The organism is Pseudomonas sp. PS01298, from assembly GCF_029959745.1.
Classification (GTDB): domain Bacteria; phylum Pseudomonadota; class Gammaproteobacteria; order Pseudomonadales; family Pseudomonadaceae; genus Aquipseudomonas; species Aquipseudomonas aylmerensis.
Genome location: NZ_JASCPP010000010.1, coordinates 1 through 24691 on the forward strand (window position 1 = coordinate 1; position 24691 = coordinate 24691).

Annotated in this window: 23 protein-coding genes; 5 read left to right on the top strand and 18 right to left on the bottom strand. The window is 61.9% G+C overall.

The window, feature by feature from the left end:
• Nucleotides 1–91: 91 nt before the first annotated feature.
• The 12 genes from QMX97_RS06625 to arnC form a co-directional block, all read right to left on the bottom strand.
• On the bottom strand, nucleotides 92–1243 hold the full coding sequence (locus QMX97_RS06625) for an acyl-CoA dehydrogenase family protein (RefSeq protein WP_262133862.1): 1152 nt from the start codon (nucleotides 1241–1243) through the stop codon (nucleotides 92–94).
• Between the two features lie 3 nt (nucleotides 1244–1246).
• A complete protein-coding gene (locus QMX97_RS06630) occupies nucleotides 1247–2350 on the bottom strand; it encodes an enoyl-CoA hydratase/isomerase family protein (protein ID WP_201144508.1) in 1104 nt (367 codons plus the stop codon).
• A gap of 142 nt (nucleotides 2351–2492) precedes the next feature.
• Nucleotides 2493–3203 carry an HPP family protein gene (locus tag QMX97_RS06635; RefSeq protein ID WP_201144506.1) on the bottom strand — a complete coding sequence of 237 codons (711 nt, stop codon included), beginning with the start codon at nucleotides 3201–3203 and terminating at the stop codon, nucleotides 2493–2495.
• Between the two features lie 183 nt (nucleotides 3204–3386).
• Nucleotides 3387–3626: a type VI secretion system contractile sheath small subunit gene (locus tag QMX97_RS32110; protein ID WP_348775363.1), complete on the bottom strand. Its 240-nt coding sequence runs from the start codon at nucleotides 3624–3626 to the stop codon at nucleotides 3387–3389.
• Between the two features lie 208 nt (nucleotides 3627–3834).
• A complete protein-coding gene (locus tag QMX97_RS06645) occupies nucleotides 3835–5457 on the bottom strand; it encodes a glycosyltransferase family 39 protein (protein WP_282396543.1) in 1623 nt (540 codons plus the stop codon).
• A 3-nt stretch (nucleotides 5458–5460) separates the two neighbouring features.
• Complete coding sequence (locus tag QMX97_RS06650) at nucleotides 5461–6840, bottom strand: UDP-glucose/GDP-mannose dehydrogenase family protein (RefSeq protein WP_282396544.1); 1380 nt, start codon at nucleotides 6838–6840, stop codon at nucleotides 5461–5463.
• Nucleotides 6837–7238, bottom strand: a complete 402-nt coding sequence (arnF, locus tag QMX97_RS06655) for a 4-amino-4-deoxy-L-arabinose-phosphoundecaprenol flippase subunit ArnF (RefSeq protein ID WP_106803828.1) — start codon at nucleotides 7236–7238, stop codon at nucleotides 6837–6839. The genes QMX97_RS06650 and arnF overlap by 4 nt, the downstream gene beginning before the upstream one ends.
• On the bottom strand, nucleotides 7235–7582 hold the full coding sequence (gene arnE, locus QMX97_RS06660; RefSeq protein ID WP_282396545.1) for a 4-amino-4-deoxy-L-arabinose-phosphoundecaprenol flippase subunit ArnE: 348 nt from the start codon (nucleotides 7580–7582) through the stop codon (nucleotides 7235–7237). The genes arnF and arnE overlap by 4 nt, the downstream gene beginning before the upstream one ends.
• The gene (gene arnT, locus QMX97_RS06665) at nucleotides 7579–9234 is read right to left on the bottom strand and encodes a lipid IV(A) 4-amino-4-deoxy-L-arabinosyltransferase (RefSeq protein WP_282396546.1); all 1656 of its coding nucleotides are present in this window, start codon (nucleotides 9232–9234) and stop codon (nucleotides 7579–7581) included. The genes arnE and arnT overlap by 4 nt, the downstream gene beginning before the upstream one ends.
• Nucleotides 9231–10115 (bottom strand): 4-deoxy-4-formamido-L-arabinose-phosphoundecaprenol deformylase, encoded by an 885-nt coding sequence (arnD, locus tag QMX97_RS06670; protein ID WP_282396547.1) that lies wholly within the window; start codon nucleotides 10113–10115, stop codon nucleotides 9231–9233. Before arnD ends, arnT begins: the two co-directional genes overlap by 4 nt.
• Nucleotides 10115–12106 carry a bifunctional UDP-4-amino-4-deoxy-L-arabinose formyltransferase/UDP-glucuronic acid oxidase ArnA gene (arnA, locus tag QMX97_RS06675; RefSeq protein WP_120448627.1) on the bottom strand — a complete coding sequence of 664 codons (1992 nt, stop codon included), beginning with the start codon at nucleotides 12104–12106 and terminating at the stop codon, nucleotides 10115–10117. Before arnA ends, arnD begins: the two co-directional genes overlap by 1 nt.
• Nucleotides 12103–13140 carry an undecaprenyl-phosphate 4-deoxy-4-formamido-L-arabinose transferase gene (gene arnC / locus QMX97_RS06680; RefSeq protein WP_065905334.1) on the bottom strand — a complete coding sequence of 346 codons (1038 nt, stop codon included), beginning with the start codon at nucleotides 13138–13140 and terminating at the stop codon, nucleotides 12103–12105. Before arnC ends, arnA begins: the two co-directional genes overlap by 4 nt.
• A gap of 412 nt (nucleotides 13141–13552) precedes the next feature.
• Between arnC and QMX97_RS06685 the strand changes: the two genes are divergently transcribed.
• On the top strand, nucleotides 13553–14365 hold the full coding sequence (locus QMX97_RS06685; RefSeq protein WP_282396548.1) for a hypothetical protein: 813 nt from the start codon (nucleotides 13553–13555) through the stop codon (nucleotides 14363–14365).
• 108 nt (nucleotides 14366–14473) lie between these two features.
• A complete protein-coding gene (locus QMX97_RS06690) occupies nucleotides 14474–15388 on the top strand; it encodes a tyrosine-type recombinase/integrase (RefSeq protein WP_065905329.1) in 915 nt (304 codons plus the stop codon).
• A gap of 92 nt (nucleotides 15389–15480) precedes the next feature.
• Here QMX97_RS06690 and QMX97_RS06695 read toward each other — a convergent pair whose 3' ends face one another.
• Nucleotides 15481–16338 carry an SDR family oxidoreductase gene (locus tag QMX97_RS06695; RefSeq protein WP_065905536.1) on the bottom strand — a complete coding sequence of 286 codons (858 nt, stop codon included), beginning with the start codon at nucleotides 16336–16338 and terminating at the stop codon, nucleotides 15481–15483.
• A gap of 95 nt (nucleotides 16339–16433) precedes the next feature.
• A complete protein-coding gene (locus QMX97_RS06700) occupies nucleotides 16434–17336 on the bottom strand; it encodes a LysR family transcriptional regulator (RefSeq protein WP_282396549.1) in 903 nt (300 codons plus the stop codon).
• 114 nt (nucleotides 17337–17450) lie between these two features.
• Here QMX97_RS06700 and QMX97_RS06705 point away from each other — a divergent pair, with 114 nt between their 5' ends.
• Nucleotides 17451–18065, top strand: a complete 615-nt coding sequence (locus QMX97_RS06705) for a LysE family translocator (RefSeq protein WP_282396550.1) — start codon at nucleotides 17451–17453, stop codon at nucleotides 18063–18065.
• Between the two features lie 30 nt (nucleotides 18066–18095).
• Here the strand turns inward: QMX97_RS06705 and QMX97_RS06710 are convergent, their stop codons facing one another.
• Nucleotides 18096–19310, bottom strand: coding sequence for a multidrug effflux MFS transporter (locus QMX97_RS06710; protein WP_201144492.1), 1215 nt, complete (start codon nucleotides 19308–19310; stop codon nucleotides 18096–18098).
• 133 nt (nucleotides 19311–19443) lie between these two features.
• Between QMX97_RS06710 and QMX97_RS06715 the strand changes: the two genes are divergently transcribed.
• Nucleotides 19444–20340, top strand: coding sequence for a LysR family transcriptional regulator (locus tag QMX97_RS06715; protein ID WP_282396551.1), 897 nt, complete (start codon nucleotides 19444–19446; stop codon nucleotides 20338–20340).
• Here QMX97_RS06715 and QMX97_RS06720 read toward each other — a convergent pair.
• The 3 genes from QMX97_RS06720 to QMX97_RS06730 all read right to left on the bottom strand — a co-directional run bounded on the left by QMX97_RS06720 (nucleotide 20317) and on the right by QMX97_RS06730 (nucleotide 23647).
• Nucleotides 20317–21513, bottom strand: coding sequence for an iron-containing alcohol dehydrogenase (locus QMX97_RS06720; protein WP_282396552.1), 1197 nt, complete (start codon nucleotides 21511–21513; stop codon nucleotides 20317–20319). The two genes, QMX97_RS06715 and QMX97_RS06720, sit on opposite strands and share 24 nt — an antisense overlap.
• 19 nt (nucleotides 21514–21532) lie before the next feature.
• The gene (locus QMX97_RS06725; RefSeq protein WP_282396587.1) at nucleotides 21533–23005 is read right to left on the bottom strand and encodes an APC family permease; all 1473 of its coding nucleotides are present in this window, start codon (nucleotides 23003–23005) and stop codon (nucleotides 21533–21535) included.
• Between the two features lie 282 nt (nucleotides 23006–23287).
• The gene (locus QMX97_RS06730) at nucleotides 23288–23647 is read right to left on the bottom strand and encodes a helix-turn-helix domain-containing protein (RefSeq protein WP_282396553.1); all 360 of its coding nucleotides are present in this window, start codon (nucleotides 23645–23647) and stop codon (nucleotides 23288–23290) included.
• A 100-nt stretch (nucleotides 23648–23747) separates the two neighbouring features.
• Here QMX97_RS06730 and QMX97_RS06735 point away from each other — a divergent pair, with 100 nt between their 5' ends.
• Nucleotides 23748–24497, top strand: a complete 750-nt coding sequence (locus QMX97_RS06735; protein ID WP_106803840.1) for a glucose 1-dehydrogenase — start codon at nucleotides 23748–23750, stop codon at nucleotides 24495–24497.
• Nucleotides 24498–24691: the final 194 nt, after the last annotated feature.

Genomic DNA, 24691 nt, shown 5'->3' on the forward strand with positions numbered 1-24691 from the left:
CGCGAATACGGCTAATCAGTCACTGCAGTTTTGACTGACCTGGCGTATTCGCGAGCAAGCCCGCTCCCGCATGGGGGGTGTGGTCTTTCAGTTAGAGGGGATAGTTCTTCAGTTCCCGGGCAATCACCATCCGCTGTATCTCGCTGGTCCCTTCGTAAATCTGCGTGATCCGCGCATCGCGGTAGTAGCGCTCCACGGGATAATCTTCCAGATACCCATACCCACCGTGAATCTGCATCGCCGAGGAGCAGACCTTTTCGGCCATTTCCGAGGCGAACAGCTTGGCCTGGGAGGCTTCCGACAGGCACGGTTTGCCGGCCGAGCGCAGGCGCGCGGCGTGCAGGATCAACAAGCGCGCGGCATTCAGGCGGGTTTGCATGTCGGCCAGCAGGTTCGCCACGCTCTGGTGCTCGATGATTGCCTTGTCGAACTGCACGCGGTCGCGGGCGTAGACCAGCGCAGCTTCAAACGCCGCGCGGGCGATGCCCAGGGCCTGGGCGGCAATGCCGATGCGGCCGCCTTCCAGGTTCGACAGCGCAATCGCCAGGCCTTTGCCGCGCTCACCCAGCAGGTTGGCCTCGGGCACGCTGCATTGGTTGAGGGTGACGGCACAGGTGTCCGAGGCGCGAATGCCCATCTTGTGTTCGGTACGGTCGACGACGAAGCCTGGCGTGTCGGTGGGCACCAGGAATGCGGAGATACCTTTCTTGCCCAATTGCGGGTCGGTCACGGCGAACACGATAGCGAGCTTGGCGCGCTTGCCGTTGCTGACAAATTGCTTTGCACCACTGATCACCCATTGGCCATCGCGCAACTCGGCGCGGGTGCGCAGGTTGTGCGCTTCGGAACCGGCCTGGGGTTCGGTGAGGCAGAAGCAACCAATTGCCTGGCCACTGGCGAGGTCGGCCAGCCAGGTCTGTTTCTGTTCCTGTGTGCCGTAGTTGAGAATGGGCCCGCAACCGACTGAATTGTGGATACTCATCAGCGCGCCGGTGGCGCCATCGCCGGCGGAAATTTCCTCGACGGCCAAGGCATATGCGACGTAGTCGACATAGGTGCCACCCCATTCTTCAGGGACCACCATGCCCAGCAGCCCGAGTTCGCCCATCTTCGCGACCAGGGCATCGTCGATCCAGCCGGCTTTCTCCCAGGCCTGGGCATGCGGGGCGATTTCGCCACGGGCAAAGTCACGCGCCATGTCGCGAATCATCACTTGTTCTTCAGTGTATTCAATGTCTTGCATGGCTTAGTTCGCAACCTTCTCGAAGTGATGGAAGAAGCTCTCGACATGGGTGTTGTCCAGGCCGTGCAGCGTGGGTGGATTCCAACGCGGGGCCTTGTCCTTGTCGATGATCAGCGCACGAACGCCTTCAATGAGGTCGCCGCGTTCAAACCACTGGCGGTCAAGGTGCAGTTCCAGGGCAAAGCAGCGTTCCAGCGGCAGGCGCCGGCCGCGACGCAGCATTTCCAGGGTCACGGCCATGGCCAGCGGCGAGCGGGTGTGCATCAGTTGGGCGGTAGTGAGTGCCCATTCATGGCTGTCGGCGACCGTCACCTGCTGCAATTGCTCGACGATACTCGGTATATCCGGCAGGCCGAAGAAATGGTCGATGGCCGGGCGCAAGGCGGCCAGCGGTGCGTCGGGCAACTGTTGCACGGCGAGTTTGGCCAGTACGCCCTGCAGGTCCTTGAGTGGCGACTCGTGCCATTGCAGGCGGTCGAGCTTGTGGTCGAGGTCGGCCAGCTTTGCGCTGTCCAGGTACCAATCGGCGAGGCCGCAGTAGAGGGCGTCGGCGGCGCGAATCTGCACGCCGGTGACGCCGAGGTAAATCCCCAGCTCGCCGGGAATGCGCGGCAAGAAGTAGCTGCCGCCAACGTCCGGGAAGTAACCGATTGCCACTTCCGGCATGGCCAGGCGGCTACGCTCGGTGACCACGCGCAGATCCGCGCCCTGCACCAGGCCCATGCCGCCGCCGAGGACAAACCCGTCCATCAACGCGAGGACAGGTTTGCGGTAATGGTGGATGGCCAGGTCCAGCGCGTATTCCTCGACGAAGAAATCTTCGTGCAGGGTGTCGCCGTTTTTGAAGCTGTCGTAGAGGGAGCGAATATCACCGCCGGCGCAAAAGGCTTTTTCGCCGGCGCCGCGCAGCACCACGGCATGCACCTGCGGATCGTCGGCCCACGCCTGCAGCTGGCGGGCGAGGCTGCGGACCATGTCCAGGGTGATGGCGTTGAGGCCGGCAGGGCGGTTGAGGGTAAGGTGGCCGATGTGGTTGCGCACTTCGGCCAGGACGTCGTCTTGAAGGATATCGGCGCTGCTTGCTTGGTTTGAAACCTGAGCAGTCATCTGTAACTCCCTGCTTTTATTGTTCTTTATCAAGAGGTTCAGCGAAGAACCATCTCGCGATCGTACCAGTGCAAATTTGCCCAGTACAACCTTCAATCATGCAGGTCGTTTTTGCATTTATGCAGCAGGCCGCGTGTCTGCGTCAGGGGATGCGGCTGGCCAGGACTTCACCAATACTGCGGCGCCGTGCGTGGGTTTCGGCGGCGTGGATCAACTGTTCCAACTCGCTGGGGGCGACATCGTAGAACTGCTCCATGTCGGCGAGCGCGAGCTTCAGGTCGGCAGCGGTAATGGCCGGGTCTTGAGCGGCCCGGGTGTCTGGCAGGACCACCACGGGAGCCTCGACGGCGCCCTTGGGGTAGCGAGTGCGCGTGGCATTGTTGTAGGCCAGTGCACAGGCGAGCAGGGCGCCGGCACCCAGCAACACCGCGCCCATCTCATGCCAGCCGAGGGCGGCCGAGGCCGGGTCGGCCAGTACCAGGGTCATGGCCAGGCCACCGGCAGGTGGATGCAGGCAGCGCAGCCAGCACATCAATACCACCGTCATGCCTGCCGCCAGGCACGCACCGCCCAGGGTGCGCCCAAGGACGCGGGCCACCAGCAAGGCCACCACGCCGGCACACAGGTAGCTGCCGATGATCGACCAGGGTTGCGCGAGCGCGCCGGATGAGACCGCAAACAACAACACCGCCGAGGCCCCGAGTGGCCCCAGCAGGTGCAGGGCCACGTCCATGCCAAACACTTGGGCACATAACCACACGCTGAACAGCGTGCCGAGCGCCATGCCGATAGCGGCACGACTCCATTCGGTGGGACGGGTATTGATAGCAGCAGGGAACCAGCGAGCGAGCATTGACAGGCATTCCATAAACGACAGGCAAAAAAAAGGCTTGTCTGGTTGCCCGGAAAAGCCCTTTGAAAGTTCCAACATTGGGGGAAGGAACCTGTGCAGTGTGCCGTGCCTGTCGACAGCGCGCCAATGCATATTAATGCAGGTTAAATCCAAAAATAATGCAGTTAAATGAGACTGCCACACTTACAAAAGAGGGACCTGCACACTGAGCTTGCCCAGGACGCGATCATCGGTCTCGTCGTTGAACAAGCGTTTTCGCAGATCCGCCTGCAGCCCGGTATCACTGGCAAGTGGGCCCTTGAGCGCCACCAGCGCGTCGCGTAATTCCATCAGCCGCTCCAGGGGCGGGACCGGCAAATAGCCAACGTGAACGAGATCGGGCTCCGGGGTCGCGTAGACGCCCGGCGAAACATCATCTGACACGGCATTGTCCTCTTATTGGATAGGCTGCGGCGTACACCGCGGGCCTACAGCTTCCTTGTTGTTATGCATGACCCGTGGCGGTAAATGATTACCACACATGGCATTCGAGTTTACCGTTGGGTTTCGGGCGCGGGGAAGGGCAATGGTCGCAGCAATTACGCATAGCTGCGTAGGAGTTTTCTGCGTCGGGAGCCCCGACGCAGAGCACTCAAGGGTGTGGGGCCTGGGCCAGGTGCAGCAGCACGTAGGGGTTGCGGTCGAACTCACCGCTCAGGGTCGGCGTGAGGGCGCGAAAGCGCGGGTCTTTCAACCCTTCGAAATCCGCCTCGCTCATCACCAGCCAGGCCGGCCCTTGTATCGGGTTCAGGTCAGCGGGGTTCTGGGTGAACAACGGTACCTGGTCGCAATCAAGGTTGACCATGTATTTGATGGCCTTGGCGTCTTTACCCAGGCCGTGCAATACCACGGGCGCGCGCTGCTGCATGACCTGCTCGTGCACCTGCAGGGTAAACGTGCGGGTGTCGTAGAGGCTGCGCTCCAGCGGCTCGACCACGCCGATATAGCTGGCCCACAACGCCAGTACACCGGCCAACGCCGGGCCCAGCGGGCGCAGTTGCGCCTTGAACAACGCCAGCAAAGCCACGACCTGCAGCGCGCCCAGCAGGCCAAACATTGGCCCCAGATGCTCCAGCTGCTGCGGATAACGTGTGCGTGCGAACAGCAACCCGGCGATCAGCAGCGTCGGAAGCAACGTCCAAATGCCCAGCATCAGCCTGCGCAACCCGGCAAACAGCCGACCCTCGGCAACCTGGAACGGATAGGCCGCAATGATTGCCGCCATGGGCAACATCGGCAGCACATAGCGCGCCTTTTTGGCCTGTGGGATCGACAGGCCAAGCATCACCAGCAGGCCGGCGGCCGCGCAGTACAGCACCAACTGCAAGGCCGGCCCCGGCGTACGCCGGCCGCCGAGGGCGATTGCCAGCAGCACCAGCAGCGCCACGGGATAGGCCATGGCGTAATTGCCCAGCGAACTGGTGAAGTAATACAGCGCGCCGCTGGAGCCTTCGCTGCCGTCCATGCGCCCCAGGAACTGCATGCGGATCACGTCCTGCATGAAGCTTTCACCGCCGCTGAGCTTGGCCATCAGCAACAGCAGGCCGACACACGCCACCAACAGCGCCAGCGCCAGCAAGCCAAAACTGAATAACTGCCGCCATTGCCGATTGATCAGGTAGTAGCTGCACAGCACGCCGGTGGGTATCACCAGGCCAATCGGCCCGCGAATCGCAAAGCCGAGAATCAGCAGCAGGTACAGCCAGTGCAAACGCTTGCCAGCACCGAAGTGGTCATGCGCGTAACCCAGGTAGAACACCGCCAGGGCAATTGCGGCGAGCATCTGGTCGAGGGATACCGAGCGGGTTTCACTGATGAAGGTACTGCTGAGCAGCAATACCGCGATGCTCAGCAGGCCCCAGTGCCGGGAGTAGGGCGCCGTGAGGCGATACACCAGCACCACGATCGCTGCCGAGGCCAGCGCCGTGGGCAACCAGGCCGTGAGGCTGGTGACCTGGCCCAGGGGCAACGACAGCAACCAGGTCAGCAGTGTCGAGGTGGCCAGGTAATCCGCATACGGCTGCCCGTAGGTGGTCGGGAAAAAGCCCGGCCCGTGGCGCAGCATCTCCTGGGCAAACACCACGAAGCGGGAGTCGAAGCCGATAATCGCCTGGTGCCAGCTGCCAGCGATGAATAACGCCAGCGCCAGCAACCCCAGCAGTAGGGATTGGCGGCGAATCGTCGGGCTCAGCAGGGACGGTTGAGCTTTGTTCACGTATCAGGCTTCCACGACCTGTGGCACCCACTGTTGCTGCGGAATCGGCAACTGGCACGAGTCGCCACGGCCCATCGGGAAGTACTGGAAGCCTTTGCGCGCCAGGCGCTCGCCGTCATACAGGTTGCGGCCGTCGAAGATCACCGGGGTTTTCAGGCGCTGGTGAATCAGGTCGAAGTCCGGTGCCTTGAACTGCTGCCATTCGGTGCAGACGATCAGCGCATCGGCGCCGCTCAAGGTCGACTCCGGGGTGCCCATCAGCATCAGGCGCGGGTCATCGCCGTAGATACGCTGGGTTTCCTGCATGGCTTCCGGGTCGAACGCGCGTACGTTGGCGCCGGCGGCCCACAGGGCTTCCATCAATACACGGCTGGGGGCATCGCGCATGTCGTCGGTGTTCGGTTTGAACGCCAGGCCCCAGAGGGCAAAGGTCTTGCCGCGCAGGTTGCCCTTGAAGAACGCATTGATACGCTCGTACAGCTTACTCTTCTGGCGCTGGTTGATCGCTTCCACGGCTTCCAACAGGTCGCTGGAGCAGTTGGCCTGCTTGGCACTGTGGATCAGCGCGCGCATGTCCTTGGGGAAGCACGAGCCGCCGTAGCCGCAGCCAGGGTAGATGAAGTGGTAGCCAATGCGCGAGTCGGCGCCGATGCCCAGGCGTACGGCTTCGATATCCGCGCCCAGGTGTTCGGCCAGCTCGGCGATCTGGTTGATAAAGCTGATCTTGGTCGCGAGCATGCAGTTGGCGGCGTACTTGGTCAGCTCGGCGCTGCGCAGGTCCATGAAGATGATGCGGTCATGATTGCGGTTGAACGGCGCGTACAGGTCGCGCATCACGTCGCGCACTTCTTCGCGCTCGCAGCCGATGATGATGCGATCCGGGCGGCGGCAGTCGGCCACGGCCGAGCCTTCCTTGAGGAATTCCGGGTTGGAGACGATATCGAACTCCAGATGCCGGCCAGCCAGGTGCAGGGCCTTCTCGATGTGCGCGCGCAGGGTGTCGCCGGTGCCCACCGGCACGGTGGATTTTTCCACCAGGATCACCGGCTCGATACGGTGGCGGGCCACGGCATCGCCTACCGACAGCACGTATTTCAGGTCGGCCGAGCCGTCTTCATCCGACGGCGTCCCCACGGCAATGAACAGCACTTCGCCGTGTTCGACGGCCAGCTTTTCATCAAAGGTGAAGTGCAGTCGCCCGCTCTCCAGGTTCTCCTTGACCATCGCGGCCAGCCCCGGCTCGAAGATGCTCACATGGCCTTGCTGCAGCAGCTTGACCTTGTTTTGATCGACGTCCATGCAGATGACATCGTGACCGACTTCGGCCAATACGGTGGCCTGCACCAGACCGACGTAACCACTACCAAATACACTGATTTTCATGGGGCATTCCTGGGACTTGTAGCGCTAGCACGGCGAGAGTTGATAACCAGCACACCGAGGATGACCAAGGCCACCCCCAGGGTTTTTGAAACCGAAAAGTGTTCGTTGAAGACCGGCAGGCTGGCCGCCAGCAGGTACACCAGCGCGTAGCTGATGCTCAGCAGCGAATAGGCCCGGCCCAACGGCAGGTGTTTGAGCGCGCCGAGCCAGCAGAGCATCGACAGCGCATAGGCGAGGATCGCCAGCAGCACCACAGCCAGGGCGCCGAGGTCGATCTGCGCCGTCAGCCATTCGTTGGGCAGCGGCAGGCGCGTCATGCTCCAGCGCATGCCCAGTTGGGCCGCGCTGACCAGTGCGACGCTGCCCAGGGCCAGGGCAAACCCCTGGACCCGGCTCATACGTGACGCCCCAGCAGCACGACGCCGCCGATTACCAGCGCCACGCCCAGCCAGTGACGGCCATCGATGTGTTCATGGAACACAAAACGCGCCATCAGCGTGACCAAGACAAAATTCAGGCTGAGCATCGGGTAGGCGATGCCGACCTCCAGGCGCTGCAGTACCAGCAGCCACACCAGCAGGCCCAGGCCCAGGCACACCAGCGCCGCCCACAGCCACGGCGAGCGCAGTTTCAGCGCCCAGCCGTCCGGCAGGTCACGCCAGCTTTCCACGGCGAACTTTTGCGAGACCTGGCCCATGCAGGTCAGCAGGCAGGCGGCCAATAGCAGGAACAGGGTGATCACGGCTGCACCTGCGGGAAGATCAGAATCACGATATTGCCTTGCTCATAACGCTCGCCGTCGGTGGGCAGCAGCGCTACTTCGGCGATTTCATCGTCGCCTTTGACGCGCATCACCACACCCACCGGCCCTTGTTTGCGCGCCTCGCTCATCCATTGCTGGACCTGGCGGGTGTCGACCTTGTGATGCCCGGCATCCGGGTAGGCCAGGCCGTACTTCACTTCGCCGACCGTGTTGTACAGCGTCACATCCGGGCGCTGCAGGCGCCACGCCAGGGCCGATGCCGCGCCGAGGTCGTTGCTGAGCAACGCCGTAGCCGGGCGCAGTGCCTGCAGGTGGTCGATGATGAATTGATCCGGCGTCTTGTTGTAGACCACCGAATGCGGCAGTGCGGCCGGCAGCAGGGCGACCATCAGCCAACTGCCGATCACCGGCGCGGCCCACAGGTGCAAGGGCCGTGCAGCCTGCAGCAGGTTGACCAGGATCCAGCCGAACAGGAAGACAAACACCAGCACCAGGCTGAAGGTTTCCTGGCCATGTTCGTACAGCGGCTTTTTCAGTTGGAACCAGCTCAGGGCGAGCAATACCACCACACCGAGAATCAGGTTCAGCCAGCCGTTGAGGCGCAACGCGCGACCGCGGCCCTGGGCCAGTTTATCCGCCAGGGTGTTGCCCATCAGCAAGGCCAGCGGCAGCAGGCACGGCATGATGTAGGAGGGCAGCTTGCCTTTGGCCAGGCTGAAGAAGGCCAGGGGCATCAGCAGCCACAACAACACAAAGCCGATCTTCGCCGTGCGCTTGTCTTGCCACGCCTGCTTGAGGGTGGACGGCAGCAGGGCGACCCACGGCAGCGAGAACGCCACCAGCAGCGGCAAGTAATACCAGAACGGTTCGGCATGCTGGGCGTCGTCACCGGCAAAGCGCTGGATATGCTCGTGCCAGAAGAAGAAATTCCAGTAATCCGGTTCCTGCAGGTGCACGGCCAATGCCCACGGCACGCTGACCACAATCGCCACCGCTACGGCCACCAGGCCATAACCCAGCAGTTCGCGAAAACGCTTTTGCCAGATTGCGTAGGGCAGGGCGATCAATACCGGCAACAGCCAGGCCAGGAACCCCTTGGTCATGAAGCCCATGCCACATGCCAGGCCCAGCACTGCCCAGGACCACAACCGGCCGCTGCGCGTGGTGCTGTCGAAGCAAAACCACAGGGCCACACCGGTGAGGTTGACCCAGAAGGTGAACTGCGGATCCAGGTTGGCATAGCCGCCCAGGGCCGCGACGCTGACAAAGCTCATGTACAGCACGGTGCTGACCAGGCTTTTTTGCGGGTCATTCCACAACCGGCGTGACACCAGGTACACCAGCAGGATGCTCAGGCCGGTGCTCAATGCCGACGCAAAGCGCACGCCGAACAGGTTCTGCCCGAAGATCGCCTGGCCCAGCGCGATCATCCAGTAGCCGGCCGCAGGCTTTTCGAAATAGCGAATACCCATGAAGTGCGGCGACGCCCACTTGCCGGTCAGCAGCATTTCCTGGCTGATCTGCGCATAGCGGGTTTCATCCGGAATCCACAGACCGTGGGTGGCCAGCGGCAGCAGATAGAACACGCCGAACGCCAACAGGAGCAGGGGCAGGGCCCAACGGCGGATCATGCCTGTTGCACTCCGAGCCAACCCTCACGGCCGCTCAGGGCGCCGCGCACCAGCTGTTGCTGGGGCAGGGTGGTGACATCGGCAGGCAGCAACTCGCCCAGCGGTTGGAAATCGATGCCGCGCTGCCCTGCCTGGGCCAGCAACTGGCGAAAATCATTGGCCATCAGAATCCCTTCTACTTCTGCGTGGATGGTGTAGACGTTGAGCTTCGACTCCGCGAAGCGCTCGAGGATGTAGCTATTGAAATCCTTGGCAGCCACCACCGGCCCGACGACTTCGTCGAAGGTCGGCAGGTCGACCGGAATCTGTGGGGTGCCCGCGCTGCCATCGGCCAAGGTTGGCCTGAACAGGCTGGTGCCCCGACAATCACTGTTGTAGCGGAAGTTGAAGCCTTGCTTGGCCTGCACCACGCGTTCATCGGCGCGCCAACCGGCGGCCGCGGAACAGTCGATGCGTTCACCCAGGATATCGCTCAGGGTGTCGACGCCGCGCCGAATCTGCTCGACCAGCTGCGCGTCGCTCCAGCGCCCGGTGTTGGCCTGCCAGCCATGGTGATCCCAGGCATGCAGGCCGACTTCATGGCCGGCGGCCTTGGCCTGGCGCATCAAATGCCCCAGGTCACGGCCGATCGGCTTGCCCGGCCAGGCAGTGCCGGCGAGCAAAATATCCCAGCCATACAGGCCGGCAGCGTTGGAACGCAGCATCTTCCACAGGAACTGCGGGCGGATCAGGCGCCACAAGTGGCGCCCCATGTTGTCCGGCCCGACACTGAAGAAGAACGTCGCCTTGACCCCGGCTTCATCCAGGGACTCGAGCAGCTGCGGCACCCCTTCACGGGTGCCACGGTAGGTGTCGACGTCAATGCGCAAGCCTGCCTTCATTACTTCTTGTCCGCGATTTCGAGCATGGCTTCACGCAGGAAGAAGTCCAGGGTGTTGCCGATGGTCTCGCTCATCTCCACGGTCGGCTCCCAGTTCAGCAGGCGCTTGGCGTTTTCGATGCTTGGCTTGCGGTGTGCCACGTCCTGGTAACCGGTGCCGTAGAACGCCTTGCTCTCGACGTCGCGGAAACCGGCGAACGGTGGGAAGTTGCCACGCAACGGATGCGCTTCGAACTGACGCAGCAGCTCTTCGCCCAACTGGCGGATGCTGGCTTCGTTTTCCGGGTTGCCGATGTTGATGATCTGGCCGTTGCAGACATCGTTGTCGTTATCAATGATGCGCGCCAGGGCTTCGATGCCGTCGGCGATGTCAGTGAAGCAACGCTTTTGCTCGCCGCCGTCGAACAGGCGGATCGGCGTGCCTTCCACCAGGTTGAGGATCAACTGGGTGATCGCGCGGGAGCTGCCGATACGCGCCGAATCCAGGCGGTCCAGGCGCGGGCCCATCCAGTTGAAGGGACGGAACAGTGTGAAGTTCAGACCCTTGGCGCCGTAGGCCCAGATCACGCGGTCGAGCAGTTGCTTGGAGACCGAGTAGATCCAGCGCTGCTTGTTGACCGGGCCGACCACCAGGTTGGAGGTGTCTTCGTCGAAGTACTGGTCCTGGCACATGCCATAGACTTCGGAGGTCGACGGGAAGATCACGCGCTTGTTGTACTTGACGCAGTAGCGCACCAGCTTGAGGTTTTCCTCGAAGTCCAGCTCGAACACGCGCAGCGGGTTACGCGTGTATTCGATTGGCGTGGCGATCGCCACCAGCGGCAGGACCACGTCGCACTTCTTGATGTGGTACTCGATCCACTCGGTGTGGATGCTGATGTCGCCTTCCACGTAGTGGAAATTCGGGTGGCTGCGCAGGCGCTCGATGGCGTCGGAGCCGATGTCCAGGCCGTAGACTTCGTAGCGGTCGTCACGCAGCAGGCGCTCGGACAGGTGGTTACCGATAAAGCCGTTCACACCGAGGATCAGCACACGGGTACGGCGCGGCTTGCGGCCGGACTCGGCGCCACGCAGCACGGAGCCGTCGACCAAGCCGAGTTCATTGGCCAGGGATGGGCCGGCCAGGTACAGGCCGTTGTCATTGCGCTGGCCGAACTTGACCACCAGCGAGTCTTCACCACAGGCGATGCGCAGCGGGTTGACGCTGATCACACGTCCTGGCGCCAGGCCTTCATTGCCCTTCACCACCTCGGCCTGCCAGACGATCAGCTTGTGCTCGCCCACGGCGCAGAAGGCGCCCGGGTAAGGTTGGGTCACGGCGCGGACCAGGTTGAACAGCTCTTCAGCCGGCTTTTTCCACTCCAACTTGCCGTCGGCAGCGGTGCGACGACCGAAGTAGGTGGCCTGGCTTTCGTCCTGGGCGGTTTCAGTCAGCTTGCCGGCGGCCAGTTGCGGCAGGGCGTCACGCAGCAGGTTGCTGGCGGCGTCGCGCAGTTTGGCGTGCAGGGTCAGGCCGGTGTCGGTGCGCTCGATGGCGACCTTCTGCTGGGCAAGGATCGCGCCGGCATCGGCACGCTTGACCATGCGGTGCAGGGTCACGCCGGTTTCGGTTTCGCCTTTCACCAGCACCCAGTTGGCCGGTGCGCGGCCACGGTATTTGGGCAACAGCGAACCGTGCAGGTTGAACGCGCCTTTGCTGGCGGTGGCCAACAGGGCTTCGCTCAGCAGGTTGCGGTAGTAGAAGGAGAAGATGAAGTCCGGCTTGAGCTTGGCAATACGCTCGATCCACAGCGGGTGGTTGGCGTCTTCCGGCGCGTGCACTGGAATGCCGTTACGGGCGCACAACTGCGCGACGGAACCGTAGAAGTTGTTTTCCTTGGGGTCGTCGGCATGGGTAAACACGGCAGCAATGTCGTAGCCGGCAGTCAGCAGGGCTTCAATGCCTGCACAGCCAATATCGTGGTAAGCGAAGACAACGGCGTTTGAATTCATGACGAAACCTGATCGGAAGGAGAAGTAGAAGTGGTATGGGAAGACACCAGGCCGTCGACGACGACCACGGGTGCCGGTGCTGCCGGTTGGTTGCGCAGCACTTTTTCAATGAAGAACCGGGGGCGGGCACGCACGTCGCTGTACATGCGGCCCAGGTATTCACCCAGCAGGCCCATGCCGATGAACTGGCCACCGGTGAACACGAACAGCACGGCGAACAGCACGAACAGGCCATCACCGGCCCAGTCGGCACCGAATGCCAGGCGCATGACGATCAACGCGAAGGCGAAAAAAACGCCCAGTGCCGCCAGGCTGAAACCGACGATGGACAGCAGGCGCAGCGGGGTGGTGGTCATGCAGGTCAGCAGGTCGAACATCAGGCTGATCAGGCGCATGGCGCTGTATTTGGATTCGCCGTGCTCGCGCTCGGCGTGGTGCACCAGGATCTCGGTGGTGTGGCGGGCAAAGCCGTTGGCCAGGATCGGAATGAAGGTGCTGCGCTCGCGGCAGGCAAGCATGGCGTCGACGATGGTGCGCCGGTAAGCGCGCAGCATGCAGCCGTAGTCGGTCATGGCCACGCCGGTGGAACGTTGCACCGCCAGGTTGATCAGGCGCGACGGCCAGCGGCGAAAGGCCGAGTCCTGGCGATTGTTGCGCACGGTGGCGACCACGTCGTAGCCCAGCGCGGCTTGTTCGACCAGGCGCGGGATTTCTTCGGGAGGGTTCTGCAGGTCGGCGTCGAGGGTAATCACCACCTCGCCCCGGCACTGCTCGAAACCGGCCATGATTGCGGCGTGCTGGCCGTAGTTGCGGTTGAGGATCACCGCGACCACCTTGCTGCCGTCTACGGCGGCAGCGTCTTCCAGCAGTTGGGCGGAATTGTCGCGGCTACCGTCATCCACCAGGATGATTTCGTATTCGTAGGCCAGTTGCTGGCACGCTGCGGTGGTGCGACGCAGCAGTTCAGGCAGGCTTTCTTGTTCGTTGTAGACCGGGATGACGATCGACACGCAATGAATAGGGTAGGGTTTCAAAGATTCATGACCTCGGGGGTTAGCGCAACTTGGAGCGTGGAAACATCAATAAACAGTGGGCAAACGTCTAGACCGTAGAAGCAGGGACGGTGCTAAAGGTGAAGCGTAATCAACAGGTTAGACGGTGTTGCGCAATTTGCTATTAAGTTTCACATTCAAGATTAAGCGCAAAAATGTTGAACAGATATGAAAGGCAGATGAAAAACTCGTTTATTTGACAGGTAGACAGCTAGGGTTCAGCTAAACATCCACGGCGTTGTCCGTTGAATTGGCTGGCGAAATAGGAACGGCCGCGCAGGTGTTTGGTTCAACGCAAACGTGCGTCCTGTGCGTTGGCACTTTATTCAATAATCTTCTCTGCAATGCGCCCCAAGTGCCGGTAAAGTAAGCCGTCTCTTGCCAGGGTGATCGGATGAATAGCGTGCAGCTTTTACGCGGCCAGTTGCGGCCAGTGTTGATGGGATTGTTGATGACCGTGGCGTGCGTCACCACGGTGCGCGCCGACGACGGCGTGGCGCTGACCAGCATCGACCAGGTGCCGGACGGGGTGGAAGTGCGCGGCAAGCAGATCGCCGCGTATACCTGGGACGATCGCCAGGGCAAGAACCTGCTGGTGCTCGCCGAGCAAGTCAGCGAGCGCGACGATGACGGGACCCAGTCGGCCTTCGTCTACGCGGCTCAGTACCTGATCGATGGCAATCGCCCCAAACGCGTGTGGATGCTCTACGACGACGTGCAGCACTGCGAATTCGATGCCGCCCTGCGCTTCGACAGGGAGGCGACCAAGGTCACCGACCTTACCGGCGATGGCATCACCCAGGCGACCGTGGGTTACTCGCGCACCTGCACCAGCGACGTCAGCCCCAATGAATTCAAGTTGATCATGCACGTGGGCAAGTCGCAGAAGTACCGCCTGCGCGGTGTCGACCGGGTCGGCGCCAGTTGGTGGGACGAAGAAGCGGGCGCCCTGCGCGGCATGCCGTTGCCCAAGGATTGCAGCGTGGCCGGCCAGCAGGCATTGGTCAGCCAATACAAGGAGCAGGGCACCGAGTTGCCCTTGCCGGGTTGCTATGGCGATGAGAAGGATTTTGCCAAGGCCCCCGAGGCGTACCTGACCTTTATGCGCCAGCACTGGTTTGCGCTGATGCAGAAGCAGGACACCGATTGGAGCCAGGCCCAGACCCAACCGCAAGATTCCACCGAGGATGACGACAGCGCCCCGTGATGTGGTGCGAGGGCTCTTGCTGGGGTAGACTCAGGCCTCGCCAATTCACTAAATACCTCGATTAAACAATGGCTTGTTCGAGGTATTTAATCCAAAGGCTGATCTACCTTGACTGAGTCTATCCGCAACCCGCTGACCCTTTACCTCACCCGCCTGGCGCCCTCCAGCCAACTGACCATGCGCTACGTGCTGCAGGACGCCGCCGACCGCCTGGGCTTCGAGGACATCAACCTCGAAGACATCGACTGGCACCTGCTGCAGCCTGAACACGTGATCGCCCTGGTCGCCGCCTTGCGCGAGGACGGCTACGCGCCCAATACCTCATCGTTGTATGTGAACGCCGTGCGCGGGGTGATGAACGAGGCCTGGCGCCTGAGCCTGATCAGCCAGGAACACCTGCTGCGCATGCGCACGGTCAAGGCCGCGCCCGGTACCCGCCTGGGCCAGGGGCGCAACCTGCGACGCACACTGATCCGCGAAATGATGGAAGTCTGCGCCGCCGACCCACGCCCACAGGGCCTGCGGGACGCGGCGGTGATCGGCATCCTGTACGGCTCGGGCATGCGCAAGTCGGAGTCGGTCAACCTTGACCTGGCGCAGATCAATTTTGCAGAGCGCAGCCTGCGGGTGATCGGCAAGGGCAACAAGGAGCTGGTCAAGTATGCGCCGGACTGGGCCTTTGCCAAGTTGCAGGCCTGGCTGGCGTTTCGGCGCGAGCAGCTCAAGGAAGGTGAGCAGGACGACAGCTTCCTGTTCAATCGCATCCGTCGCGGCAGCCATATCACCCGCGAACGCATCACAAAACACGCGATTTACTACATTGCCCGCCAGCGCGGCGAGCAGGTGGGCGTGAAGATCATGCCCCACGACTTCCGGCGCTCGTTCATCACGCGGGTGATCGAGGAACATGATCTGTCGATCGCACAGAAGCTCGCGCATCACACCAATATCCAGACCACCGCCAGCTATGACGTGCGTGACGACAATGAGCGGCGGCGGGCGGTGGATCGGTTTGATCTGTAGAGCGTTTTTTGTGGGCGCCGGACTTGCCCGCGCTGCAGGCGCCTCGGTCTTCCTGGGAAGCCGAGAGGCCGACAACGTCGGCAAGCCAGTTGCTACAGGATGGGTTTGCCGCCGGTGACGGCATAGCGGGAACCGGAGATGTAGCTGGCTTCATCCGAGGCTAGCAGCACATAGATCGGTGCCACTTCCACCGGCTGGCCAGGGCGGCCCAGCGGGGTTTCGCTGCCGAAGCTCTGGACGTCTTCGTCGGGCATGGTTGCCACGATCAGCGGCGTCCAGATCGGCCCAGGTGCCACGCTGTTTACCCGAATGCCCTTGCTGCCGAGCAATTGCGCCAGGCCGCCGGTGAAGTTGGCAATCGCGCCCTTGGTCGCGGCATAGGCCAGCAGGGTCGGCTTAGGCATGTCGGAATTGACCGAACTGGTGTTGATGATCGAGCTGCCGGCCTGCATATGCGGCAGTGCAGCCTTGCAGATACGAAACATCGCGGTGATGTTGATATCGAAGGTCTTCACCCATTCCTCATCCTCGATCTCTTCGAGGGTTTCATGGGTCATCTGGAACGCCGCGTTATTGACCAGCACGTCAATGCGGCCGAACTGTTCGACCGTCTTGTCGACCAGTGCCTGGCAGTTGGCTTTCTGCGCGATATCACCGGGCAGCAGCAGGCACTGGCGGCCCGCTTCTTCAACCCAGCGTGCGGTTTCCTTGGCGTCCTCATGTTCGTCCAGGTAGGCAATGGCAACATCGGCACCTTCGCGGGCAAACGCGATGGCCACCGCGCGACCGATGCCGCTGTCGGCACCGGTGATCAGGGCGATCTTGTTGGCCAGTCGGCCGGAGCCCTTGTAGCTCTTCTCGCCACAATCGGGATAAGGCTCCATTTTCTTCTGGGTGCCGGGCACGGCTTGGGCTTGAGGGGCGAAGGGTGGGCGTGGATAGTCAGTCATTTCAATCTCCATAGCGCATCAAGGGTGCTATGGGGTTAGTAGTTTTGGCGGCAGCGATAGTTGTAATGGATGCCTGGCGGGCCCGACGAATGGTCTCAACCCGTGGCAGGTAAAAACACCAGGCCCGGCAGGTCGATGGCCGGGATATGTCCGCTGAGCGCATCGCGCAGCGCCTGCACTTGCTGGGTGTGCCGAGTCTCTTTCGGCCATACCAGGTAGTAGCCATCACCGGAGGCGACGGCCTTGCCGTACGGCAAGCCGATCAACCCGTCGCGGACATCGTCGGCCACCAGGTGCAGGTCGCCGATGGACACACCGTGGCCGCGCATGGCCGCCGAGATGGCCTGGTCGAGCGTGTCGAAGACCTTGCCGCGATCCAGGTTGATCCGGGTTTCCAGCGGCAGGGCCGCCAGCCAGCGGCGCCAGTCGCGACGGTCGGGAGTGGGATGGATCAGTTCGGCGTGCGGCAGTTCGACGTCGATCTTGCCCGGTGCGCAGATGGGGATCAGCCACTCATCAAACAGCTTGTACGCCTGCACATCGGCACCGAAATGGCCGTTGCCGAGCAAAATCGCGCAGTCGTAGGGCTCGGCGTAGAAGTCCACGCTGTCGAAATCCATCCAGACACTGGCCAGTTGCACGGTCAGCTCGGCCTTGAGAAGGTCCAGCGTGTGCAGCAGCCAGCGCATGGTCAGCGTGGAGGGCGCCTTCAGGCGCAAATTGCCGGTGCCGGCACGGAACGGTGCACAGGCTTGTTCGATGATGCGAAAACCAACCTTGAGTTCCTGCGCCAGCCGCTCACCGGCCGCGGTCAGTTGCAGCCTGGGCCCGTGCCGCTCGAACAGCCGGCAGTCTAGGATGCCTTCGAGGGTCTTGATATGGCGACTGATCGCACTTTGAGTCAACGACAGCTCTTGCGCCGCGCGGGTAAACGAAGAAGAGCGTGCCGCGATTTCAAAGGCGCGCAGGGCATACAGTGGCGGGATGCGTTCGGCCATGGCGATTATTCATTGTGATAAATACTCATAGTAGGTCACAGGCTTTTGCGTTTTTCAACGCGTGCCTGATGCCTCACGCTGCCAGCCCCTGAACCCCACAAGGCGGCGTGCACCATGGACACTTCATTACTGCTGGTCTACCTGCTCAGCGTCTTCATGCTGATCGCCACCCCGGGCCCGGTGGTGGCGCTGATCATCACGACCAGCCAGCACGCCGGCACCCGACGTGCGTTGTGGACGGCCGTGGGGACCAACCTCGCGTCGCTGACCCTGGCAGTACTGGCAGTGCTGATTCTGGCGGGCAGCCTGTCGGTCAGCCCGGCACTGTTGAATGGCATCAGTGTTATCGGCTGCCTGTTTATCCTCTACCTGGGCATCCAGGGCCTGCGTAGCCCTGCAGGTCAAGCGCCTGCGGCCGGCCGTCGCGGTGGCACTGTCGGCAGCGGCTTCCTGGTGGGCATCTCCAACCCCAAGGACATCATTTTCTTCGTGGCGTTTTTCCCGCAGTTCATCCAGGTAGCCGATTCGTTCAGCCGCAGCGTGACGCTGTTGACCCTGGCGTGGGTGGTCATCGACTTCCTGGTACTGGCGTTCTACATCGCCATTGCCCGCAGGCCGTTTGCGCTGAAGTACCGCGACGGCATCAACCGGGTGGCCAGCCTGGTGTTGCTTGCGGTCGCGCTGGTCGGCATCGTGCATTTGGTTGCAGGCACGGCCAGTATTGCCTAGCCTAGGTGCCATGCCCGCAAAGTCGGGTCTTCACTGAGGCGTGTGCGGCACGCTGGACGCCAGATGCGGTGGCAGGCGTTGCAAGGTCCACAGTGTCGTGAGCAGCGCCGCGACCGCGCACAGTGCGATGCCGATCAACATCGGTGCCGGCGTGTGGTCGGCGAACACGCCGACCAGGGTCATCGACACGGCGGCGGTTACCATCTGGATGGCGCCCAGCAGTGCCGACGCCGAACCCGCCACCGCGCCGTGGTCTTCCAGCGACAACACGCCGGCCGCTGGCAACAACAGGCCGAGAAAGCCGAAGCCGATAAACAGCAGCGTCATCATCAGGGCGAGGTTGTCGCTCCACAGGGTAGTCACAGCGAGCAGGATCATCACCGCCGCGACGCTGACCACGGACCAGCGAATCAACGGCGCCAGGCCGAAGCGCGCACTGAGGCGTGCGGTGAGCTGGCTCATGGCAAAAAACGACGCAGCGTTGAGGGCAAAGCACAGGCTGAACTGGGTCGGGGTCAGGCCGAAATACTCGATGTACACGAACGGCGCGCTGCCGATAAACACAAAGAATGTCGCCAGGCCAAACCCGCAGACCACCGACAAACCGGTGAAGACCGGGTCGTGGAGGAGGGCGCCGTAACTGCCGAACGCGCTGCCCAGGGTCTTGCCCAGACGCCGCTCGGCGGGGTGGGTTTCCGGCAGTTGTACGACGGTCATCACCAGGCAGAGCACAGCCACCACAGCGAGCACGACAAACACTTCACGCCAGCTCCACAACGAAATCACCAGGCTGCCGGCCAGCGGCGCAAGGATCGGCGAGACGCTCATTACCAGCATCAGCAAGGCCATCAGGCGCGCGGCTTCGTGGCCGGTGTACAAGTCGCGCACGATGGCCCGCGGGATCACCATCCCCGCACACGCCCCGAACGCCTGCACCGCGCGAAAGCCAATCAGCACTTCAATGCTCGGGGCCAGCGCGCAACCGATGCTGCCCACGGCAAAGATCACCAGGCCGGCATAGATCGGCAGCTTGCGCCCGAACACGTCGCTGATCGGGCCGTAGAACAGTTGGCACACGCCGACGATGATGAAGAACACCGTCAGGCTCATCTGTACCGCCGCCGGCGACGCCTGCAGGCTGGCGCCGAGGGTCGGCAGGGCCGGCAGGTAGATGTCGATGGCGAAAGGTCCGACGGCGGTGATCAACCCGAGCAGGAGGGCGAGGTGAGCAATACTTCGAGACATGGAATATCCGGGGTAGGGCGTGCAAAAGAGCGTCAGCTTAAGTTTCGTACCGCTGGCACACAAGCAAGATTGACGCTGGCGAAGCGCTCGCGTTGAATGAGCCCCTTCATAAGCCTGCACTCAGGGAATTGCTGTGCTCAGAAATGTCACGGACATGGATCTGCGCCTGCTGCGCATTTTTGCCGTAGTGGTCAGGTGCGGCGGGTTCACAGCGGCCCAGGCCGAGCTGAACATGAGCCAATCGAACATCAGCACGCATATCTCCGGCCTGGAAAAACGCCTCGGTTATCGCATTTGCGAGCGTGGCAAAGGGGGCTTTCGCCTGACCGAAAAAGGCCAGCGCATTCTCAAGGCGTCCTCGGCGCTGTTTGGGGCGGTGGATGCGTTTCGTGATGAGGCCCAGGATTTGGCCGGGCGCCTGGTCGGCGATTTATACCTGGGCCTGGCGGACAACATTGCGACCTTGCCTACGGCTCGTATCGACGCGGCGATTGCGCGGTTCTACGCGCGCGAGCACGACATGCACCTGCACATCTTCGTGAACTCGCCGACGGAGCTGGAATTGGCGGTGATCGATGGGCAACTGGACATGGCCATCTCGTATTTCAGCCGGCCATTGCCGACCCTGGACTACCAGCCGCTCTACAGTGAGGCGATCGGCATTTTTTGTGGCCGCACGCATCCGCTGTTCGGCGTCGAGGCGCCGAGCGTGGACCAACTACAAGCCTGTGACTGGATCAAGCATGGCTTTCTACCCGCCGACCAAGTCCTACCGGTGGTGCCCACGCGCGCGTCGGCCACTGCATACCACATGGAAGCGGTGGCCCACGGTGTTCTCGCCGGGACACACCTGGGGTATCTGCCGGCGCATTACGCGGCGGCCTGGATCGCCAGTGGCCATATGCGTGCGCTGCACCCCGACACCCTGCATTACGCGGTGCAGCACAGCATGATCACGCATATCGGCCACCCACGCAGTGAGGCGGTGCGCGCGTTTATCGAGGATTTACGCGTCGAGCACGAGCGCTAATTCGCCATGCACTGCGTTGCGGAAGATCTGGCTGTATTCATCGGCGCTCAAGGGGCGGGCATTGGTGTCGGAGGACGAAATATCGGCCACCGCCTGCTCACCGACCCACGGCGCGGCGTCTGCCTCCAGACCGATTTCGCCGAGTGAATGGGGAATGCCCAGTTGCCTGCGTAGCTGCAGTATCCAGCGCAGGAAACCGTCGAAATCCGCTTGGGGCAGTTCCAGGTAGCGCGCCAGGCGGGCGATGTCATCACTGATCACCGCCCGATTGGCCACCATTACATAAGGCAGCAGGATCGCATTCAACAACCCATGGTGGCGGTGGTACCGCGCACCCAGCGGATGGGCGAGGGCGTGCACACCGCCGAGGCCTTTCTGGAATGCCACCGCTGCCATGGCGGACGCGACCAGCATGCCTTCGCGCGCCACCATGTCCTGGCCATCCGCGCACGCGGCGGCCAGGTGCTGCTGAATCAGGCGCACGCCCTCGACGGCGACCCCGGCCGACATCGGGTGATACAGCGGTGAGCAGAACGCTTCAATGTGGTGGGTGAGGGCGTCCATGCCTGTCGCGGCAGTGAGCGCCGGTGGCAGTCCACGGGTGAGGATCGGGTCGAGAATCACCGTGGCGGGCAACAGCTCCGGGTGGCTGATCACCTGTTTGATGTTGTGTTCGCTGAGGGTCAGCACCGCTTCCCGGCCCAGTTCCGAACCGGTGCCGGCGGTGGTTGGCAAGGCAATCAGCTTTGGCAACTCCAGGCGCGGAAAGTCCGCCAGGCTTGGGTAGCGCTCGATCACCTGGGACCATTCGAAGCGTTCGAGACCATGCCGATCGACAGCCGCGAGGCTGATGCCTTTGGCCGCGTCCATGGCACTGCCGCCGCCGAGGGCGATCAATGAATCATGGCCGCCGGCCTGGAAGGCGCTGACGCCGCGTGCGACATCCTCCAGCGTGGGGTTGCTGTGAATGTCACTGAACACGGCGAAGGGAATATCCGCCTCGATCAGGTGCGCCTTGAGCAAGGCCAGGGGTTCCAGGGCGAGCATGCCCGGGTCGGTCACCAGCATAGGTTTGCGCATTTCGAGCAAATTGCAGCGTTGCGCGAGGACCGCCAGCGCGTCGGGCCCGCAGAAGATTTCGGTGGGGTAATTCCAATAGTGAAGGGCTGACATCTGAAACTCCGTGTCCAGTTTATTGAGCGCGCAATTGCGCGGTGACGCCGCGTTGATACGGCTTGGCCCAGAACAGGTAGATCAACCCGAGCACGGCCAGTACCGAGAACACCAGGACCACCGCCCATACCTGGAACCACGGCGCGTCTGGCGGTGCCAACGCCACCCGCGGCCAGGCCACGTTGATGCTTTCGAATATCAGCCAGGCAAAAGCCGCGACGTTGACCGGCAGGCCCCAGCGCCCAAGGCTGAAGGTGCCGGGCTCGGGTTTCCAGCGGCCGCTGAGGCGAGCGAGCAGGGCGCAGGTCACCACGATCAGGAAGACAAAGAAGAACCCGCCACTGCCGAACGCGATCAAGGTGCCCACGGCGGTCGCGTTCAACCCCAGGGCCAGGCCGAAGCTGGCGAACAGCGTGCTGAAGACCATCGCGGCGAACGGAACCTTGCGTTTATCCACCCGCCGCAGCAGCGCAGACGCCGGCAGGATTTCGTCGCGTGCCATGCCAAACACGGCGCGACCGATATAGGTCTGGACCGAGACGACGCAGGCAATGAACGCCACTAATACAATCGCCACGAAGGGACGCTCAGCCCAGGCGCCGAACGCATCGACCACGGCGGGCGTGACCGGATCGATCACTTGGCCGGAGACCATGGCGGCAGTGTCGGTATAGGACAGCGTCACGGCGAATGCGGTAAGCATCACGGTCAGGCCCACCAGAATCATCGAGCGCAGGATCGCGCGGGGCGTCGAGGTGCGGGCGTCGGCGGTTTCTTCGGAGACTTGCGAGCACGCATCAAAGCCCAGAAACGCCCAGCCGCCGACCGCCATGGCGGTGAGGAAACCCGAGAAGTAGGTCCCGTCACTGGTCGACGTCGCGCTCAGGCCTTCCAGCAGTATCGAAAACGAATGGTTACGGAAAAACAGCAGCAACAGCACACCAATACCAATCGAGGCGATGGCTTCCGCAACGATTCCTGCGTTGACGAAATACTTCAGCGGGTTGATTCCGAACAGGTTCACCCCCAACCCCAGCAGTAACAGCACTGCGCCGCTGAACACCTGGGCATTCGCCGCCGGCGGTTCACCAGTGACGAACAGCCACAGCCAAAACCCGCCCAGATACGCCACGGTGGTCAAGGAAGCCAGGGCGGAGGCGAGGTACATGAACCCGGTAAACCAGGCCAGGCGTTCGCCAGCCAGGCGCTTGACCCACTGATAGCAGCCACCGGCCAACGGGTACTGCGAGGCAAGCTCGGCGTAAACCAACGCCACCAACAGCTGCAGGGCGAGGCACAACGGCACGATCCACACCCAGGAAGGGCCGGCATTCATGGCGCCCAGCGACATCACCGAATAGATACCCACCACGGGGGAGACCGTGGCGAAACCAACCGAAAACGACGACCACAGCGACAGGCCGCGATGCAGTTGCTGGTCATAACCCTGGCTGTGCAGCAGGCGCTCATCGGCGTTTTGCCGGTCAGACAAATGAGAGGACATAGGTATTCCTTGGGTCGGCAGACACATTATTTTTAGGATCGCCCTTGTGTTCAGGGCGTACCGACGACGCATCCTCCATCACGGGGAGGAGTGAGGAGAGCTTAAGAGAGGCAAACATTTGGGAAAATCCATATGTTTGTAGGCTGGCATCTGGATTTTTTGATGTTTGCGCGGTGCGGGGGATTGCAGCGAAGCTTGTGAACGTTTCGTAACTATATGATTTAACTCAACTAAATAGTCATTTAGTTGAGTTGGCTATTGGGGCAGGGCTCAGGCCTGGGAGAGGGCGGTGGTACGCCGTTCGCTGATGCGCTCGACCGTCTGCATATGCTCGGTACCCCAGGCACACAGCCCACCCAGCGCCGTGGCCAGGGAACGGCCGAACGGTGTGAGGGAGTATTCGACCTTGGGCGGAATCTCCTGGAAGTCGACGCGCGCAATGATTTCATCACGCTCCAGCTCCTTGAGTTGCTGAATCAACACCTTATCGGTCACGCCTCCAATCGCACGTTTGAGCTCGCCATAGCGGTGAACATTTTGCGCCAGGTTGAACAGGACCAAGGGCTTCCATTTGCCGCCAATCACCGCCAGCGCAGCTTCAAGCCCGCAGTTGAACGAATTGTTTGCCATGAGGGTGGTTGCTCCCAAGGGGTACTTACTTAAAGGTGCATACTATTCAAAATAATAGCGCGGATCTACAGTTGGGCTTCAACATTCCACGGAGTTCATCATGAGCAGGCTCAACGGCAAAATCGCAGTGGTTACCGGCGGCAACAGCGGCATCGGCCTGGCCAGCGCCATACGCTTTGCAGAAGAAGGCGCACAGGTCGTTATCGTGGGGCGTCGCCAAGAGGAACTGGACAAGGCGTTACAGCTGATCGGCCCTGGAGCCATCGCGATCCAAGGCGATATTTCCAACCTGGCGGACCTTGATCGCATCTATGCCCAGGTCAAAGCGACCAAGGGCCGGATCGATATCGTATTCGCCAACGCAGGGCTCGGCGATTTCCAGCCCATCGGCGCAATCACTGAAGCGTCGTTTGATCGCACGTTTGGCATCAACGTCAAAGGCACGTTGTTCACCGTGCAAAAGGCCTTGCCACTGATGAGCGCAGGCGGCTCGGTGATACTCACCGGTTCAACCACAGCCAGCATGGGCACGCCGGCGTTCAGCGTGTACAGCGCCACCAAAGCCGCACTGCGTAATTTCGCCAGGAGCTGGGCACTGGACCTCAAAGGCACCGGCATCCGCGTCAACGTACTTTCACCCGGGCCAATCTCGACACCGGGCCTGGACCTGGCGCTTTCTGGTACAGGACAGAAAGATGCGATCATCGACGCGATGGTTGCGCAGATCCCACTGGACCGCATCGGCAAACCTGAAGAAGTCGCAGCAGCGGCGTTGTTCCTGGCGTCGGATGAAAGCAGCTTCATGACAGGCAGCGAAATGTTCGTGGATGGAGGCTTTGCGCAGGTTTGATCCAGAGAGGGGTTTTGCCCGTTGAAATCTGATGGGCACTGCCCCTGATTGCGCAACGTCTTATTACGCATAATGTATATTATGTTAAATCACATATCGTGTTAGCGATGTTCATGAGCTTTCTAAGGCACTGATTCGGCGAAGTCTTTTTACGTCTACTATCTCAACGGGCAAAGCTGACACCGTACTTTTTC